A 16,404-nucleotide genomic window follows, 5' to 3' on the forward strand; every position below is an offset into this window, starting at 1 on the left:
AAACTAGCAACCCTTTCTTAGGCAGGGATGTTCTGAAATAGGAGAGAACGTTTCCAATGAGTGTCCCATCCTTCCACCCCGACGTCGCCGAGCAACACCTTCGAGTCGACATCGACGACTGGGACGACGTGTACGTCGTCGGCGACGTACACGGGTGTCTGCCGGCGCTCGAACGCCTCGTCGACCGGCTCGACCCGTCCGAGGACGACCTCGTCGTCTTCGTCGGCGACCTCGTGCGGAAGGGGCCGGACAGCAAGGGCGTCGTGGACTACGTCCGCGAGCGCGACAACTTCCTGACCGTCCGCGGCAACAACGAGGAGAAACTCATCCGCGGCACGAAGGAGATAGACGCGCTGACCGACGACGACCTCGAGTGGATTTCGAACCTCCCGGTCGCTATCACGTGGGACGGGGCCATCGTCGTCCACGGCGGCATCCACCCCGAAAAGCCGCTCGACGAACACGACGTGGACGCCCTCGAGAACACCCGGGCGATGAACCCCGGCGACAGCTACGACGGCCCGTTCTGGTTCGAGCACTACGAGGGCCCCGAGCGCGTCTTCTTCGGCCACACCGTCATGGCCCACCCCGCCGTCTTCGAGCACGCGATGGGGCTCGACACGGGCGCGGTCTACGGCGGCGCGCTCACCGCCTACGACCTCCGCGCCGACGAACTCGTCGCCGTCGAGTCCGAGGTCACCCACGAGTCCCGCAAGGACTCGAAGATTCTCGAACCGCGCCAGCCCGCGCTGGTCTGAGCCGCGCCGAGTCGGAGGCGGCGAACTAAAGGTCGCCGCCGAACCATCTCCTCTCAGCACATGTCCGACGACGAGGCTCGCGGCGGCGACTCGCAGGCCCGGCAGAGTCAGACGACCGCGCCGGTCCGCGTCCGCGAGCGCGGAGACGGCGAGTCGACCTCAGCCGACGCCGACCTCACCGACCCCGCGCTGTACCTCAACCGCGAACTCAGCGAACTCGCCTTCCACGAGCGCGTCCTCCACGAGGCGGTCGACGACCGCAACCCGCTTTTCGAGCGCGTCAAGTTCCTCTCGATTCTCACCTCGAACCTCGACGAGTTCTTCATGAAGCGCGTCGGCGGCCTGAAACAGCAGATGGCCGCCGGCGTGAGCGAACTGTCGCCCGACGGTCGGACGCCGAGCCGACAGTGGTCGCTCGTCCTCGACCGCGCCCGCGACCTGCTCGACCGGCAGTCGGCCTGCTTTCACGACCTCGTCCGACCCGCGCTCGCCGACGCGGGCATCGAAATCGTCGGCTACGACGACCTCGCGCCCGACGAGCGGGCGGCGCTCCGCGACTACTTCGAGGCCTCGGTCCTGCCGACGCTCACGCCCCTGACGTTCGACCCGGCGCACCCGTTCCCGTTCATCTCGAACCTCTCGCTGTCGCTCGCGGTCCGGACGACCGAGGGCGACGACGAGCCGACGAAGTTCTCGCGGGTCAAGGTCCCCGGCAACCGCCCGCGACTCGTCAACGTCGACGAGCGCGTCGGCGACGCGGACGGGGCGACCGTCGCCGATGCCTCCACCACCGAATCCGCCGGCTCAGCCGCTCCGGTAAGGTTCGTCCCGCTCGTGGCCGTCATCGAGCGCAACATCGACCTCCTGTTTCCGAACGTCGACGTCGTCGACACCTCGGCGTTCAGGGTGACGCGGAACGCCGAGGTCCGCCGGAACGAGGAGGTCGCCGAGGGCCTCATCGCCACGATAGAGGACGTGCTCCGCCAGCGTCGGTTCGCCACGGTCGTTCGGCTGGAAGTCCAGTCGGGCACGCCCGAGGCGGTCCGCGACCTGCTCGCGGAACAGCTCGACGTGGACGACCCCGAGGTGTTCGAGCGCGACCTGCCGCTGGACTACGGGGCGCTCACGTCGCTTTTCGACCTCGACCGCCCGGAACTCGAAGTCGAGCCGTGGACGCCGCAGCCCCACCCGCGGTTCGCCGGGCGCTCCGCCGACGACCCCGAGTCGGTGTTCGCCGAAATCGCCCGGAAGGACGTGCTCGTCCACCACCCGTACCACTCGTTTACGGGCACGGTGGGAACGTTCCTCGCGGCCGCCGCGGCCGACCCGGACGTGCTGGCCATCAAAGCCACCATCTACCGGACCGCGCCGGACTCCGAGGTCATCGAGACGCTCATCGAGGCCGCGAAGAACGGCAAGCAGGTCGCGGTGATGGTCGAACTCAAAGCGCGGTTCGACGAGGAGAACAACCTCCGGTGGGTCCGCCGCCTCGAAGAGGAGGGCATCCACGTCGCCTACGGCACTATCGGGCTGAAAACCCACTCGAAGACGGCGCTCGTCGTCCGCGAGGAAGACGACGAGGTGCGACTGTACTCCCACGTCGCCACCGGGAACTACCACTCCCAGACGGCGAAGCTCTACACCGACCTCGGGCTGTTCACGACCGACCCCGACATCGGTCACGACCTCGTGCGCCTGTTCAACTTCTTCACCGGCCACTCGCGGCAGGAGACCTACCGGAAACTGCTGGTCGCGCCGACGAACCTCCGCGAGGAGATGACTCGGCTCGTCCGCCGGGAGGCCGACCACGCCCGCGCCGGCCGCGACGCCCGCATCGTCGCCAAGATGAACTCCCTCGAGGACCCCGCGATGGTCCGCGAACTCTACGAGGCGTCGATGGCGGGCGTCGATATCGACCTCGTGGTCCGGGGCATCTGCCGGCTCAGGCCCGGCATCGAGGGGCTCTCGGAGAACGTCTCGGTGTCGAGCGTCGTCGGGCGGTTCCTCGAACACTCGCGTATCTTCTACTTCGAGAACGGGGGCGAGCCGGACTACTACGTCGGTTCCGCGGACTGGATGACGCGCAATCTCGACCGCCGGGTCGAGGCCGTCGCGCCCGTCGAAGACCCGGAACACCGCGCCGAACTCGACGCCGTCCTCGACGCGCTCCTGTCGGACAACCGCCGGCGCTGGGTGATGGACGCCGACGGTCGGTACCAGCAACTACGCCCGACAGACGACGCACAGGAAGTCGAGGCGCATACTGTCCTGATGAACCGGGCGCTGGCGGAGACCCACCGGTCGAAGAACGGCGACCACGAGTCGTAGCGTGCCCGACACGACTGGCCCGCACGTTTAGTTGGACAGAAGACATATTCTGGTCCACGTTGCAGACGAGTCTATGAACTCTCCTCACCACCGAAGACGTATCCTCCAGCGTACCGGCATCGTTCTCGTCTTCGGAATCGGTCTCGCAGGATGTCTCGCCGACACACCGACTGGTGATGGCTCACCCACCACGACACACCCCGAGACGACCGATGACCAGACGGCAACACCGGAATCCGAGACAGCAGTTCCACTCGCCGAAATTTCAGACGAGGACGCCAAAGCCCGAGCGCTCGCCGCCGAGGAAACCTATCTCGAAAACCGTCTGCAGAACGCCACCTGTCTCCTGAGTTGGGGAACGACACCGACGACGGCGAGCAAAGAAGCGATGGTCGTCGAACGCTCTGCTGACGGCGTCGTCGTCGACGTGACGCATCCGTACTGGTACGGCAAAGAAGGCGAAGAAGCGGACTCGTCCTCGGAGGCGCTCTACCTCGTGACCGAGACGGATGTCGAACGCACCAGCGGTGACGACGTCTCTCCCTGTTGACCCGAACAGCGTACCGCCGAAAAATAGCCGTCGTCAGGCGCTCGGTTGCACCCGCGCGAGCACGTCGCCGCGGTCGAAGTCGCCGCCCTCGGCGACGAGTATCTCCGTGACCGTCCCCGCGGTCGGCGCGGCCACGTCGATGCTCACCTTCTCGACCTGTATCTCGCAGAGCGTCTCTCCCTCGTCGACCGCCGACCCCTCGCGGACGAACCAGTTGGCGAGGTAGCCCTCGGCCACGTCGTCGGCGTCGTCGGGCCACGAATCGGCCGAGTTCACGTCGACCGCGTCGCTCATCGTCCGCCTCCGTCCCCGTCTGTTTCGGGCGCTCGTCTCATTCGTGGAGTTCGCGGACGGCCGCCGCGATATCGTCGGTGCCGGGGTTGACCTCGTCTTCCAGCGAGCGGGCGTAGGGAATCGGCACGTCGGGGATGGCGAGGCGCTTGACGGCCGAGAGGTCGTCCAGCGCGCCCTCGGCGGCCCGCGCGATGATTTCCCCCGTCACGCCGAACGACTGGTAGTCTTCGTCCACGACGAGGAGTTTCCCGGTCTTGCGGACCGAGTCGAGCACCGTCTCGGTGTCGAGCGGCACGAGCGTCCGGAGGTCGATGACCTCGGCGTCGATGCCGTCGTCGTCGAGCTGTTCCGCGGCCTCCATCGCCCGGTGGACGTGCAGGCCGAGGGTGACCACGGTCACGTCGTCGCCGGGGCGCTTCACGTCGGCCTCGCCGAACGGAATCGTGTAGTCGTCCTTGGGAACCCCGGTCTTCGGGCCCGAGGGCGAGGGCATCCAGCCGAGGCCCATGAGGCGCTTGTGGAACATGTAGACGACCGGGTCGTCGTCGCGGATGGCGCTGTGCATCAGGCCCTTGGCGTCGTAGGCCGTCGAGGGGACGACGACTTTCATCCCCGGCAGGTGGGCGAAGGTCCCGTAGAGCGTCTGGGAGTGCTGGCCGGCGTCGTTGTAAGTTCCGCCGACGGCCGTGGTCAGCACCATCGGGACCGAAAAGGACCCGCCGCTCATGTAGGTGTTCTTCGCCATGTTGTTGTAGATCTGGTCCATGGCGACGCCGAAGAAGTCGACGAACATCAGTTCGGCAATCGGGCGCATGCCGGCCTGTGCGGCCCCGACGGCCGCGCCGAGGTAGGCCGTCTCGCTGATGGGCACGTCCATCACGCGGTCGCGGCCGAACTCGTCCAAGAGGCCGGTCGTACTGGAGAAGATGCCGCCGTAGTCGGCGACGTCCTCGCCCATGTAGAACACCTCCTCGTTCTCGCGCATCTCCCACGCGATGGCTTCCACCATCGCCCTGCTCATGGTCAGTTCGCGGTCCGTCTCGGTCGCTTCCGTGTAGTCTCGTGATTCGGTCGCCATCAGTTGTCACCTCCCGTCTCGCCGGCGTCGTCCGGCGCGTCTGTCGCGCTCCCGCCGTCCGTCGCCGCCTGCGCCGGCGGGTTCGTAAACACGTTCTCGTACGCCTCCTCCGGGGCCGGTTCGGGCTGCTCTTTGGCCCACGAAATCGCCTCCTCGACCCGCTCGTGGGCGCGCTCTCGAATCTCGTCGAGTTCGTCGTCGGTCACGCCGTGCGAGCGGAGGTCCTCGGCGAGTCGCTCGATGGAGTCGCGCTGCTTCGCGCGGTCGATGTCGGCCTCCGGTCGATAGGCTTCGGCGTCGCCCATGAAGTGGCCCATCCGGCGGTGGACCTGTACCTCGATGAGCGTCGGCCCGTTGCCGTCGCGGGCGCGCATCACGGCCTCGCCCGCGGCCTCGTAGACCGCCGTGGCGTCGTCGGAGTCGATTCGGACGCCCGGCAGGTCGAAGCCGGCGGCGCGCTGTGCGCCGTTCTGCACGTCGGTCACGCGGTCTTTCGGCATGCTGATGGCCCAGTCGTTGTCCTCGACGACGAAGACGACCGGGAGGTCGTGGACCGCCGCGAGGTTCAGCGATTCGAGGAAGCCGCCCTGGTCGATAGCGCCCTCCCCGAGGAAGGCGACGGCCACGGCGTCGGTGTTCCGCTTTTTCGCCGCCATCGCCGCGCCGACCGCCGGCGGACAGCCCTGCGCGATGATGCCCGAACACGCGAAGTTCACGTCGGGGTCGAACAGGTGCATGTGCCCGCCCTTCCCGCGGCAGAGCCCCGTCTTCCGGCCGAAAATCTCGGCGGTCATGCGCTTGAGGTCGACGCCCTTCGCGATGGCGATGTGGTGCGGTCGGTGCGGCGCGGTCACCGTGTCGTCGTCTCGGAGGTGCATGCAGACGCCCGCTCCGGACGCCTCGTGGCCGGCCGCGAGGTGGAGCTCGCCGGGAATCGGCCCCGCCGAGATGTCGAACGCCGGCTGCTTGCCGACGAGGTACTCGTCCACCAGTCGCTCCTCGTAGTGCCGAGCGGTCACCATCTGCTCGTACATCGTCTGTAGGTCGGTAACACTCACCATAGTTGGCGTGCGGGTGTACTCCCGAGTATCTATTAACATTAATTGTGTAAGTCATGACCATCAGAACGAACGGACTGCGGATTCACGCGAAGCGACGGGTCGAGACAGGTCTAAGCCCGGTTCGAGCGTATCGTCTCGCATGAACGACACGACGACGAACCTCGTCTCGATACCCGTCGGCGACGCGGTGCTGGAGGGCGACCTCCGCGTTCCGTCCGGGGCGTCGGGGCTCGTGGTGTTCGCCCACGGCAGCGGCAGCAGTCGGAAGAGCCCGCGGAACAACTTCGTCGCCGAGGTCATCCGCGACCGCGGGCTCGGGACGCTCCTTTTCGACCTGCTCACGGAGGCGGAAGACGAGACGTACGAGACGCGGTTCGACATCCCGCTTCTGACCGAGCGACTGCTCGGCGCGACCGAGTGGCTCCGCGGCCGCGACGACGTCGCGGCCCTCGACTACGGCTACTTCGGGTCGAGCACCGGCGCGGCGGCGGCGGTCCTCGCGGCGGCCGACCTCGGCGACGACGCCGGCGCGGTCGTCTCTCGCGGCGGGCGCGTCGACCTCGCGGAGTCGCGGCTCGGCGACGTGACGGCACCGACGCTGTTCGTCGTCGGCGGTGCCGACGAGCCGGTTTTGAGCCTGAACCGCGACGCGTTCGCCCGACTGGACTGCGAGAAGTCGTTGGAAGTCGTCGCCGGCGCGGGCCACCTGTTCGAGGGGCCGGGCGAACTGGACGAGGTGGCCGACCTCGCCGCCGACTGGTTCGAGAGCCACCTCGGCTGAGGGCGTCGCCTGCGGTCGCCGGCGACCGCGGAGCGGGGGGTCGGGACGGTCAGCGCGAGAACTTGCGGTCCTTCGCGGGGTCTTCGACGACGACCCACCAGCGGACGTCCTCCTTCGGGTGGCGGCGCTCGACGTGTTCGTCGAGTCGCCCCCGGAGTCGAAACCGCGGCCGCAGCGGTTGCAGCGGTGGCGTCTGTTGGTCGTGGGTACGGATACGCCGTAGATGATACTCGACATACATGGGTGGACGCTTCCGACGCGACCGAACTGTTGTAGACGGCCTGAACCGGTACGTTTAGAACGGTTTATTCGAAAAACACCGCTCAATGACAGAACCCGAGTCGACGGAGCTCGACGAATCCGTTCGCGAGGCCGTCGAACGGTCACGAAGCGGCGCGCCGGCGGTCGGTTCGGTGGTTCGCGACCGTTTTTCGTCCGACGAGGTGTTCCAGCGCATCGTCGCGGCCGCGGACGAGGAGATAACCTCCGGGGCGCGGGAACTGTTCTTCAGCGCCCTCGCCGCGGGCTTCGCGATTACGATCACGTTCCTCCTCTACGTCTCGATGAAGGCGTCCACCGGCGGCGACCCGGTGTTAAGTGCGATGCTCTACCCGCTCGGGTTCATCTACATCATCATCGGGGGCTATCAGCTCTACACCGAGAACACGCTCCCGCCGGTCGCGTTGACGCTGGAGCGGTTGGCCAGTATCCCCGCGCTCTTGCGTAACTGGGTCGTCGTCCTCGCGGGGAACCTCTTCGGCGGGACGCTCGGTGCGGCCGCCCTCGCCTTCGGCGGCGTCCTCTCGCCGGAAGCCGCGAACGCGGCGCTCGAACTCGCTCAGAAGGGCGTCGAGACGCCATGGTGGAGTCTCTTCTTCAAGGCCGCGTTCGCCGGCCTCATCGTCGCCGGCGTCGTCTGGGTCACCTTCGCCGCCCGCGACACCATCTCTCGTCTCGTCGTCGTCTACCTCGCGTTCCTCGCGGTCCCGCTGGGTGGCCTCTTCCACGTCGTCGTCTCCTACACCGAGATGGTCTACCTCGTGATGAACGGCCAGCTGGCGTTCCTCGTCGGCCTGACCGAGTTCGTCGTCCCCGTCCTGTTGGGCAACACCTTCGGCGGCGTCGTCCTCGTCACCGTCGTCAACTACTTCCAGACGACGGAAAACCGGTTAGAATCCGCTCGTTTCGAGGGCGCGAAACGGCAGCTCTCGGTTCGCGAGTGGGTGCTGGGTGGGCTCGCGGGACGGTCGTACGTCCCGCTCATCGAGACCGAAGAGGGAACCGAAGACCACCCGGACTCCTACCGGGTCGTCGTCCCCATCGCGAACCCGCGGACCGAGTCGCACGTCGTCGAACTCGCCTGCGCGCTCGCGAAGTCGAAAGAGGACGCCATCGTCGACATCGTCCACGTGGTGCAGGTCCCCTCGCGCGTCTCGCAACGCTACGGTGCCGCACAGAACCAGCGGATTATCGCACACTCCAACGAGCAGCTCGAAGACGCCCGTGAACGCGCTGCCGGCTACGATATCGAAGCCCGCACGTCGACCGTCGTCTCACACCGCTCGTTCGAGGAGATATTCACCGTCGCCCGCCGCAAAGACGCGGACCTCGTCGTCATGGGCTGGAGCAACGACCGAATCTGGGCGGGAGGACGTGCAGAGCGGACGATGAGCGAGTTGACGAGTCGCCTGCCCTGCGACTTCCTCGTCCTCAACGACCGGAACTACGACACCAGCCGACTCCTCTTGCCGACGGTCGATAGCGCCCACTCGGCGCTGAGTGCCGAGGTCGCGAAGTCCCTCCACTCGACCGTCGGGTCGGAGGTGACGCTCCTTCACGTCGTCGACGGCCCGGACGACCGCGAACGGGGCGAGGCGTTCCTCTCCGACTGGGCGACCGAACACGGCCTGCAGGACGCGGCGCGAATCGTCGACGACTCCGGCGACATCGAACGAGCCATCGCCGACCGGGCCGACAGCCACTCGATGGTGCTGATGGGAGCGACCGAACAGGGCCTTCTCACTCGACTCCTGACCGACTCGCTGCACCTCGACGTGGTCAACGACACCGACCACGCGGTTCTCCTGGTGGAGCGCGCCACCGACCGAAGCCTCAGGCAGCGTCTGTTCGGACGCTGAGGCGGTCGGCTACTCTCCTCGCGGCCGTTCGCTCTCTGCAACTCAGTAGCGTCGGCATTCGAACTGATCGCCGGCGACCGCGCCGTTTTTGTAACCGTAGGAGAGACAAATTCGTATGAGCTCAGACGCCGACCAGGCGATAACGGTCTACTCGGACTACGTGTGTCCCTTCTGCTACCTCGGGAGGCAGTCCCTGTCGCAGTACCAAGAGACGAGAGACGAGGAACTCGACATCGACTGGCATCCGTTCGACCTGCGGAGTCAGAAGCGCCGCCCCGACGGGAGCATCGACTTCTCGGTCGACGACAGAAAAGACGAAGACTACTACGAGCAGGCGAAGCAGGGAGTCCGCCGGTTACAAGAGCGGTACGGCGTCGAGATGAACCTGGAACTCGGGACCGACGTGGACTCGCTTCCGGCGCAGGTCGTCTCGTACTACCTGAAGGGACACGCCGACTACGAGACGTGGCTCGCGTTCGACGAGTCGGTCTTCGAGGCGCTCTGGCAGGACGGCAAAGATATCGGCGACGAGGCTGTACTCGTCGAACTCGCCGAATCGGTGGGCGTCGACGGCGAGGAAGTCACGTCCGCGCTCGGCGACGAAACGCTTCGGAGCGAGGTGCGCGAACGATTCAGCGAGGCCCAGCAACACGGCGTCACCGGCGTCCCAACGTTCGCGTACGAGGGCTACGCCGCGAGAGGTGCGGTTCCGCCGGAACAGCTAGAGCGACTCGTCGAGGGCGTGTAGGGCCGGACGAGCGACCAACGAGACCGACAGCGCTCGAAGGGTCGTCGCGCCCGCCGGCGAGTCGGTTCACCCGGCGGTGTTCGTTTCGAGCATCCGACGGAGCGCGACTTCCATCTCCTCGAACTCCGAGAGTTCGAGTTCGTCGGTGGTGACGATGACGCCGCGGTCTCCGGCGACGACGCGGCCGACGAACCCGTCAGAGAAGACGCGAAGGGTGAACTCGTACTCGCCGAACTCCGGACGCTCGCCGTTCCTGCCGGCGTTGTAGGTTTCCTGCGGTCCGAACCCGGTGCGCTCGCTCTCGACGAGTTCGGATTTGGCCGCGCGCGCCGCGGCCTCGTCGCCGCCGTAGAGGTCCCGCCGGACGTACAGCACGTCGAAGTCGTCGCGGGTGAAGTGGACGACGCTTCGGAGAGCGTCCCCGAGGGTCGTTCGGCAGGTGGAGACGAGGGCGTCGGCGACGCTCCCGGTGATTGTCGGCGTTGATTCGGTCACGGGGGTAGATAGCACGCCACAGTATTTGGCCGTCTCGCCTCTCCCACCACCCGGTCGCCGCGCCGCTCGGCCCGGCGCGGTTCAGGCCAGTCGGAACCGCGTGTCGGTGAGTTCCTCCGAGACCTCCCAGAGCCGTGCGGCAGTCTCCGGGTCTCTGGCGCGGTCGCTCGACTCCGCGATGCCGGGGTTGCCGCGCATGCCGAACAGCCCCTGCGGGCCGACGTACTCCCCGCTTTCGACAGCCGGCGACGTGGCGGCGTACAGAAGCGGGAGCGCGCCCATCTCGGCCGACTGGGCGAATATCGCGTTGCCGAGTTTGCTCATCCAGTACCGGAGCGTCGACCCGGACGCCTCGGGGCCGCGGAACTGGAGGTTCGTGTCGGCGTAGCCGGGATGTGCGCCCACGCTCAGCACGTCGTCGATGCCCGCGGCGGTCAGCCGGCGGTCGAGTTCGAACGCGAAAAGCAGGTTCGCGAGCTTGCTCTGGGCGTAGGCGTCCCACTCGTCGTAGTCGCGTTCGCCCTGCAGGTCGTCGAAGTCCATCCGGCCGCGCTCGTGGAGGCCGCTCGACATCGTGACGAGCCGCGTCTCGCCGGGCGTGTCGCGGAGCGTCGGAAACAGGCGGGCGCTCAGGACGAAGTGACCGAGGTGGTTCACGCCGAACTGCGTCTCGAAGCCCTGTGCGGTCTCCCGCCGGGGAATCGCCATCACGCCGGCGTTGTTGCAGAGGGCGTGTAACGCCCCGTGCTCGGCGGCGAACTCGTCGGCGAACCCCCGGACTGAGTCGAGGTCGGCGAGGTCGAGTTCCGAGAGAGTCAGCGAGGCCGCCGGCACCGAGTCGCGGACGTCGGCCATGGCGTCCTCGCCGCGGTCGAGGCGGCAGGCCATGACGACGTGCGCGCCCTTCTCTGCGAACATGCGCGTCGCCTCGAAGCCGAGGCCGCTGTTCGCGCCGGTGACGACGACGGTCTTCCCCGAGAGGTCGGGGGCGTCGGCCGCGGTCCAATCGCTCATGGGGAACTCCAAGGACCGAACCGAGTAAACCGTGGCGGCGACCGCTGGCGCGGCCGGGCGAGCGGTCGCAGACGCCCGATTGGGACTACTTCGACGCGGTGCTGGTCTGCATCCCGTCGGAGTTGTACGCCGAGCCGAAGCCCTCGTCGTCGAGGAGGATGATGCCCGCCGACGACCCGGTGAGTTCGCCGAACTCCTCGATGGCGAGGTCGGCCGCGGTCTGGGCGTCGCAGCCGCGTTCGAGGTGGCCGACAGCGCGACGTGCGAGCGTCACGCGCGCGATGTCCTCTCCCGCTCCCGTGGTCGACGCGCCGCCCGCGGGGGAGGCGTAGAAACCCGAGCCGATTTGGGGTACGTCGCCGACACGGCCGGCGAGGGCGAACCAGCGGCCGCCGGTCGAGGTCGCGGAGGCGAACGTCTCGCCGTCGGTGGCGACCGCGCCGACCGTGTCGTGACCGGGAAGGCGAACATCGTGAGCCGAGCGGTCACTGCTTGCTGAGGTTCCCTCAGAATTGTCGTGGCCGGGAAGGCGAGCGTTGCGAGCCGGGCGGCCACTGCCTGCCGAGGTCTCCTCGCGGGCCGGCAGGTAGCCGTCACCCGCCTCGGCCGTCGGGTCGCTCGTGCTGCCGCCGAAGCGGTCCGCGAGCCACGCGAGGTGTTCCGTCGGCGACCCCTCGGGCGCGTCCGCGTTCTCCCAGCGCTCGCGGGTCTCGTCGGTGAAGAGGTCGACGCCGGTCTCGACGCCCGCGTCGGCGGCGAAGTCGACCGCCGGCTCGCCCGTCAGGAGGACGTGCGGGGTGTCTTCGAGGACCGCCCGCGCGACGGAGACGGCGTGTTCGACGCCCTCCATGCCGGAGGCCGCGCCGGCGCGTCGGTCGCTCAGCATGACGCCCGCGTCGGTGCGGACGACGCCGTCGGACTGGACCGCGCCGCCGACGCCCGCGTTGAAACGGTGGTCCGATTCGAGGACGCGGACCGCGGTCTCGACCGCCGAAAACGGGTCGGATTCGCTCGCGCCCGCGTCGGCCGCGTCGTCCAAGACGGCCTGTCTGGGTTCCGGTTCGCCGGGGATACCGCCGGCACCGCCGTGGAGGATAATTCGCATACGAGGGTGTCTTCGGAGCGTGGTCCTAAACGTATCGACCGATGAATGGAGCGATACTTGCACTTCGCCGTCGATAACGGCAGGACTTTTACACCGCACTGGAAAACCCAAATTGTTCATGAGCTACGACCAGATTGAGGTTCCGGACGACGGCGAGAAGATCACGGTCGACGAGGAGACGGGCGAGCTCTCCGTCCCCGACAACCCGATTATTCCGATCATCCACGGCGACGGAATCGGAACGGACGTCGGCCCCGCCGCACAGAAGGTCCTCGACGCCGCCGCCGAGGCGACCGGCCGCTCTGTCTCTTGGATGCGCGTCTACGCCGGTTCGTCCGCCCGCGACAAGTACGACGAGAACCTCCCGGAGGACACGGTAAGCGCCATCCGCAACCACCGCGTCGCAATCAAGGGCCCGCTCACGACGCCCGTCGGTGCCGGCTTCCGCTCGCTCAACGTCGCGCTCCGCAAGAAGCTCGACCTCTACGCGAACGTCCGCCCGACCTACCACCTCGACGGCGTCCCGTCGCCCGTGAAGAACCCCTCGGCGATGGACATGGTCACGTTCCGCGAGAACACCGAAGACGTGTACGCCGGCATCGAGTGGGAAGCCGGCACCGACGAGGTCCAGAAGGTCAAGGAGTTCGTCGAAGACGAGATGGGCGCGGACGGCGTCATCCACGACGGTCCCGTCGGCATCGGCATCAAGCCCATCACCGAGTTCGGGACGAAGCGACTCGTCCGCGAGGCCATCGAGTACGCCCTCGAAAACGACCGCGACTCCGTCACCCTCGTCCACAAGGGTAACATCATGAAGTTCACCGAGGGCGCGTTCCGCGACTGGGGCTACGAACTCGCCGAAGAGGAGTTCGGCGACGTCACCATCACGGAAGACGAGCTCTGGGAGGAGTACGACGGCGAGAAGCCCGAGGACAAGGTCGTCGTCAAGGACCGCATCGCTGACAACATGCTCCAGCAGCTTCTCACCCGCACCGCCGACTACGAGGTCATCGCCACGATGAACCTCAACGGCGACTACATGTCCGACGCCGCCGGCGCGCAGATCGGTGGTCTCGGCATCGCCCCCGGCGCGAACTTCGGCGAGGGTCTCTGTCTCGCAGAGCCCGTCCACGGCTCCGCGCCCAAGTACGCCGGCGAGGACAAGGTCAACCCGACCGCGATGATCCTCTCCGGCCGTCTCATGTTCGAGTACATGGGCTGGAAGGACGCCGGCAAGCTCATCCGCGACGCCGTCGAGAAGACCATCTCGGACGGCGACGTCACCTACGACCTCGAACGCCAGATTGAGGGCGGCAACAAGCTCGCCACGAGCGAGTACGCCGACAAGGTCGTCGAGAACATTCACGAACTCGCGTAAACGAACACACCACTTCTCTCTCGCGGCATCGACGCCGCAGTTCTTTCGCGCCGACTACAGTCGATTCGGGTCCCGCCAGCGCTGAATCCGGTTCCACAGGGGCCTGACGAACCCAAAGACGACCGCGCCGGCGGTGTCGGCGACGATGTCGACGCCCGTGTCCTCCAAGTAGACAGAGCGGGGCCACTCGACCCAGAAGCTAGTGAACAGGCGCTCGTACACCTCGAACCACGTGCCGATGGCGGCGACCGCCATCGGGAGGACGACGAGGAGCGCGACCCGCGAGTGGAGCAGGCGGGGGTTGAGGACGTAGAGGACCGCCGCGACGCCGAACCCGGAGGCGGCGTGGACGAGGATGTCCCACCACCAGATGCGGGTGTAGAGAAACAGCGCCATGCTGGTGAAGTGCGTCGCGGTGACGACGCTCCCGAACACCGCGACGGCGGCCATCTCTCGGGGGCGTTCTTCCCACCCGGCCAGCACCATCTCGTCCCAGGTGCGCCTCAGCATGCGCGGGGGAGTGCGCGAGTCGCGCCGAGTACGGTGAGGAGGGTCGGTGCCGGGCCTGCTGCGAGCGGAAGCATAGACGAGAGATAGGACATCATCGATATGTACGTTATCCCGACGGAGCAACACGTTTGGGGTTAAATTAACCCTCCCGACGGGAGCATCGCGTCCGGAGTCAGCGGTCCGATGAGGAGTCGTCGTCCGCCTTCTCGCCGCCGTCGGAGCGGAGGTGTCCGGAGGAGGGCGGCGAGTCGCCGCGGGGGCTGTCCGCCCGCGTCCGCGACCTGAGGACGCCCTCGACGAGGGCGAAAAAGCCGAGGCCGCCGACCACGTCGACCACGAGGTCTATCGCGGTGTCCTCGACGTAGTAGGCCATCGACCAGCCCCACCAGAAGTCCTTGAACAGGTACTCGTACACCTCGAACCCCGCGCCGATGGCGAGGATGATGCCACCGACGACCACCGGGGCGCGAGCGCCCCGGAAGGTCCGGGGGAACACGAGGAACAACACGCCCGCGACGCCGAAGCCCGAGAGCGAGTGGGTGAGCACGTCCCACCACCAGATACGCGTGTAGATGTCGTAGGCGAGCCCGCCGAAGTGGAGCGCGCTGACGACCGCCGCCCAGACGCCGACGAACACCCACAGCCACGGCTCGCGTGCGAGCTTCGAGTGACTCATGGTCGCCCGCTGCTCGGCGGGGTATCCGGGGTGTTCGGCGCGCCGGGCGCTATCCATGGAGGAAGTACGCGGGGGAGGGGCATAGTTAGGGACTACCGTCTACCGGATGGTGACACCGGACTGATAAATGCTTTCTCCTCATGTGTTTCGAACGAAACGTTCCGTGACTCGTTCGAGAGACCCCACCCCGACGGCCCGTAAGAGAGGTTCTAACGGGGGGTCGCACTCGGCGTCAGTCTAGCCACGGCGGATTCTCCCGCGGCGGCGAGAACACGTCGATGCCGACGACGGTCTCGTCGCCGCGGTTCTCCGCACCGTGGAGTTCGCCGCCCGCGAGCGAGTAGGCGTCGCCGGGACCGACGGCGACTTCCTCGCCCTCGTCGCCGACGAGGAACGTCAGTTCGCCGGCGACGATGTAGCCGACCTGCTCGTGCGGGTGGTCGTGAACCGGGACGGCCGCGCCGGGTTCGATGCGGAAGTGCTGGACGTTCATCTTCTCCCCGCCCGCGAGGAGCGAGAGGGAGACGCCGTCGGCCGCCTCGGCGGACGGCGCGTCGTCGAGTGAAACTCGGTCCATGGTGGCAAGCCACAGGGAACGGGGATAAATCCGCCGGGGAGGCGCGGCGGGGGTCGTCACCCGCGAGGGGCCCGCGGTCGCTCCCGCTCCCGAACGTTCAAATCCGACGCCGCGGAACATCGGCGTATGTACGCGGTCGTAGGGTGTACGGACTGCGCGAACATGTGGCTGCTTTCGGACCCCGACGGGTCGAAGACGGCGACGTGTCCGCGGTGCGGCAGGCGACACCAGACGAAGAAGCTCCGGCGCTTCTTCGAGTCCGACGACAGGGACGCCGCGCGGCAGGCGCGCTCGGCGCTGTTGGCGAAGAAACACGGCGACAGCGAGGCGTTCGCGCAGGTCGAACACGTCTCGGAACTCGACCGGCGGGCCGAGGAGTCGGGCGTCGACGACCGCGAGTACCTCGAAGGCTCGGGGCTCGACGCCGACGAGGTGTTCGAGGCGGGCGAGGCCGCCTCTCGCGGTCGGAACTCGTCGTCGGGGTCGCCCGACCGCCTGACGGTCGTTCGCGAGGCGGTTCGGGACGGCGACCGGCCGACCGAGGAGGAAATCGTCGCGACCGCGGTCGAACGCGGCGTCCCGGAGGACCGCGCCCGCGACCTGCTCGACAAACTCCGGCGGCGCGGCGAGGTGTCGGAGTCGCGGGGCCGACACCGACTGGTCTGAGCGTCGCGGCGGGCGACCGGTAGGAGGGGGCCGCGAGCGCGAGCACCTCAGAGCGCGCCGAGCAACTTCGCCACGGTCAGCGCGGAGGCGACGACGCCGAGGGCCAACTTCACCAGCCTGAGCGCGAGCGCCAACCGCCGCGCGTCGTCGTACTCGTCGGGCGATTCGGGGTCGGTACTGCGTGTAGAGAGTGGCATGGGAGGGGATGGGGTGTGGACACGCCCGCGGGTGCTGCCCGACGGACGCG

Annotated in this window: 19 protein-coding genes; 8 read left to right on the forward strand and 11 right to left on the reverse strand. The window is 67.5% G+C overall.

Annotated elements, in window-relative coordinates; all coding sequences use genetic code 11:
- Nucleotides 1-56 precede the first annotated feature (56 nt).
- From C454_RS09260 to C454_RS20310, 3 genes are all read left to right on the forward strand, one after another.
- Nucleotides 57-758, forward strand: a complete 702-nt coding sequence (locus C454_RS09260; RefSeq protein WP_004974838.1) for a metallophosphoesterase family protein — start codon at nt 57-59, stop codon at nt 756-758.
- Between the two features lie 60 nt (nt 759-818).
- Nucleotides 819-3,086, forward strand: coding sequence for a polyphosphate kinase 1 (ppk1, locus tag C454_RS09265; protein WP_004974840.1), 2,268 nt, complete (start codon nt 819-821; stop codon nt 3,084-3,086).
- Nucleotides 3,087-3,159: 73 nt separating this feature from the next.
- Nucleotides 3,160-3,636, forward strand: coding sequence for a hypothetical protein (locus tag C454_RS20310; protein ID WP_115820708.1), 477 nt, complete (start codon nt 3,160-3,162; stop codon nt 3,634-3,636).
- 33 nt (nt 3,637-3,669) lie between these two features.
- Here C454_RS20310 and C454_RS09270 read toward each other — a convergent pair whose 3' ends face one another.
- Genes C454_RS09270 through C454_RS09280 form a run of 3 tightly spaced genes read right to left on the reverse strand, consistent with a single transcriptional unit; the run spans nt 3,670 to nt 6,042 of the window.
- Nucleotides 3,670-3,930: a lipoyl domain-containing protein gene (locus C454_RS09270; protein ID WP_004974848.1), complete on the reverse strand. Its 261-nt coding sequence runs from the start codon at nt 3,928-3,930 to the stop codon at nt 3,670-3,672.
- Between the two features lie 37 nt (nt 3,931-3,967).
- Entirely contained in the window at nt 3,968-5,008 is a 1,041-nt protein-coding gene (locus C454_RS09275; protein ID WP_004974849.1) for an alpha-ketoacid dehydrogenase subunit beta, read from the reverse strand.
- A complete protein-coding gene (locus C454_RS09280; protein ID WP_004974850.1) occupies nt 5,008-6,042 on the reverse strand; it encodes a thiamine pyrophosphate-dependent dehydrogenase E1 component subunit alpha in 1,035 nt (344 codons plus the stop codon). The genes C454_RS09275 and C454_RS09280 overlap by 1 nt, the downstream gene beginning before the upstream one ends.
- A gap of 166 nt (nt 6,043-6,208) precedes the next feature.
- On the opposite strand from C454_RS09280, the gene C454_RS09285 reads away from it, so the two are divergent.
- Nucleotides 6,209-6,850, forward strand: coding sequence for a dienelactone hydrolase family protein (locus C454_RS09285; RefSeq protein ID WP_004974852.1), 642 nt, complete (start codon nt 6,209-6,211; stop codon nt 6,848-6,850).
- A gap of 49 nt (nt 6,851-6,899) precedes the next feature.
- On the opposite strand, the gene C454_RS09290 is transcribed toward C454_RS09285, so the two are convergent.
- A complete protein-coding gene (locus C454_RS09290; RefSeq protein ID WP_004974854.1) occupies nt 6,900-7,091 on the reverse strand; it encodes a hypothetical protein in 192 nt (63 codons plus the stop codon).
- Between the two features lie 85 nt (nt 7,092-7,176).
- Here C454_RS09290 and C454_RS09295 point away from each other — a divergent pair, with 85 nt between their 5' ends.
- Both C454_RS09295 and C454_RS09300 read left to right on the forward strand, forming a co-directional pair.
- Nucleotides 7,177-8,988, forward strand: a complete 1,812-nt coding sequence (locus tag C454_RS09295; RefSeq protein ID WP_004974857.1) for a formate/nitrite transporter family protein — start codon at nt 7,177-7,179, stop codon at nt 8,986-8,988.
- Between the two features lie 115 nt (nt 8,989-9,103).
- Nucleotides 9,104-9,736, forward strand: a complete 633-nt coding sequence (locus C454_RS09300; RefSeq protein ID WP_004974858.1) for a DsbA family oxidoreductase — start codon at nt 9,104-9,106, stop codon at nt 9,734-9,736.
- 66 nt (nt 9,737-9,802) lie between these two features.
- Here C454_RS09300 and C454_RS09305 read toward each other — a convergent pair whose 3' ends face one another.
- From C454_RS09305 to C454_RS09315, 3 genes are all read right to left on the reverse strand, one after another.
- Nucleotides 9,803-10,231: a DUF7522 family protein gene (locus C454_RS09305; protein WP_004974860.1), complete on the reverse strand. Its 429-nt coding sequence runs from the start codon at nt 10,229-10,231 to the stop codon at nt 9,803-9,805.
- Nucleotides 10,232-10,312: 81 nt separating this feature from the next.
- Complete coding sequence (locus C454_RS09310; protein ID WP_049905061.1) at nt 10,313-11,245, reverse strand: oxidoreductase; 933 nt, start codon at nt 11,243-11,245, stop codon at nt 10,313-10,315.
- Nucleotides 11,246-11,330: 85 nt separating this feature from the next.
- Entirely contained in the window at nt 11,331-12,350 is a 1,020-nt protein-coding gene (locus C454_RS09315) for an isoaspartyl peptidase/L-asparaginase (protein ID WP_004974864.1), read from the reverse strand.
- Nucleotides 12,351-12,468: 118 nt separating this feature from the next.
- Between C454_RS09315 and icd the strand changes: the two genes are divergently transcribed.
- A complete protein-coding gene (icd, locus tag C454_RS09320) occupies nt 12,469-13,728 on the forward strand; it encodes an isocitrate dehydrogenase (NADP(+)) (RefSeq protein ID WP_004974870.1) in 1,260 nt (419 codons plus the stop codon).
- Between the two features lie 54 nt (nt 13,729-13,782).
- On the opposite strand, the gene C454_RS09325 is transcribed toward icd, so the two are convergent.
- From C454_RS09325 to C454_RS09335, 3 genes are all read right to left on the reverse strand, one after another.
- Entirely contained in the window at nt 13,783-14,238 is a 456-nt protein-coding gene (locus C454_RS09325; protein WP_049905062.1) for a hypothetical protein, read from the reverse strand.
- 172 nt (nt 14,239-14,410) lie between these two features.
- Complete coding sequence (locus tag C454_RS09330; protein WP_081605199.1) at nt 14,411-14,914, reverse strand: hypothetical protein; 504 nt, start codon at nt 14,912-14,914, stop codon at nt 14,411-14,413.
- 232 nt (nt 14,915-15,146) lie between these two features.
- Complete coding sequence (locus C454_RS09335; protein ID WP_004974876.1) at nt 15,147-15,491, reverse strand: cupin domain-containing protein; 345 nt, start codon at nt 15,489-15,491, stop codon at nt 15,147-15,149.
- 126 nt (nt 15,492-15,617) lie between these two features.
- Between C454_RS09335 and C454_RS09340 the strand changes: the two genes are divergently transcribed.
- The gene (locus C454_RS09340; protein ID WP_004974877.1) at nt 15,618-16,157 is read left to right on the forward strand and encodes a DUF5817 domain-containing protein; all 540 of its coding nucleotides are present in this window, start codon (nt 15,618-15,620) and stop codon (nt 16,155-16,157) included.
- Between the two features lie 47 nt (nt 16,158-16,204).
- On the opposite strand, the gene C454_RS20530 is transcribed toward C454_RS09340, so the two are convergent.
- The gene (locus tag C454_RS20530; protein WP_156224407.1) at nt 16,205-16,354 is read right to left on the reverse strand and encodes a hypothetical protein; all 150 of its coding nucleotides are present in this window, start codon (nt 16,352-16,354) and stop codon (nt 16,205-16,207) included.
- Between the last annotated feature and the right edge of the window lie 50 nt (nt 16,355-16,404).

Origin of the sequence: Haloferax gibbonsii ATCC 33959, assembly GCF_000336775.1 — an archaeon.
Classification (GTDB): Archaea; Halobacteriota; Halobacteria; order Halobacteriales; family Haloferacaceae; genus Haloferax; species Haloferax gibbonsii.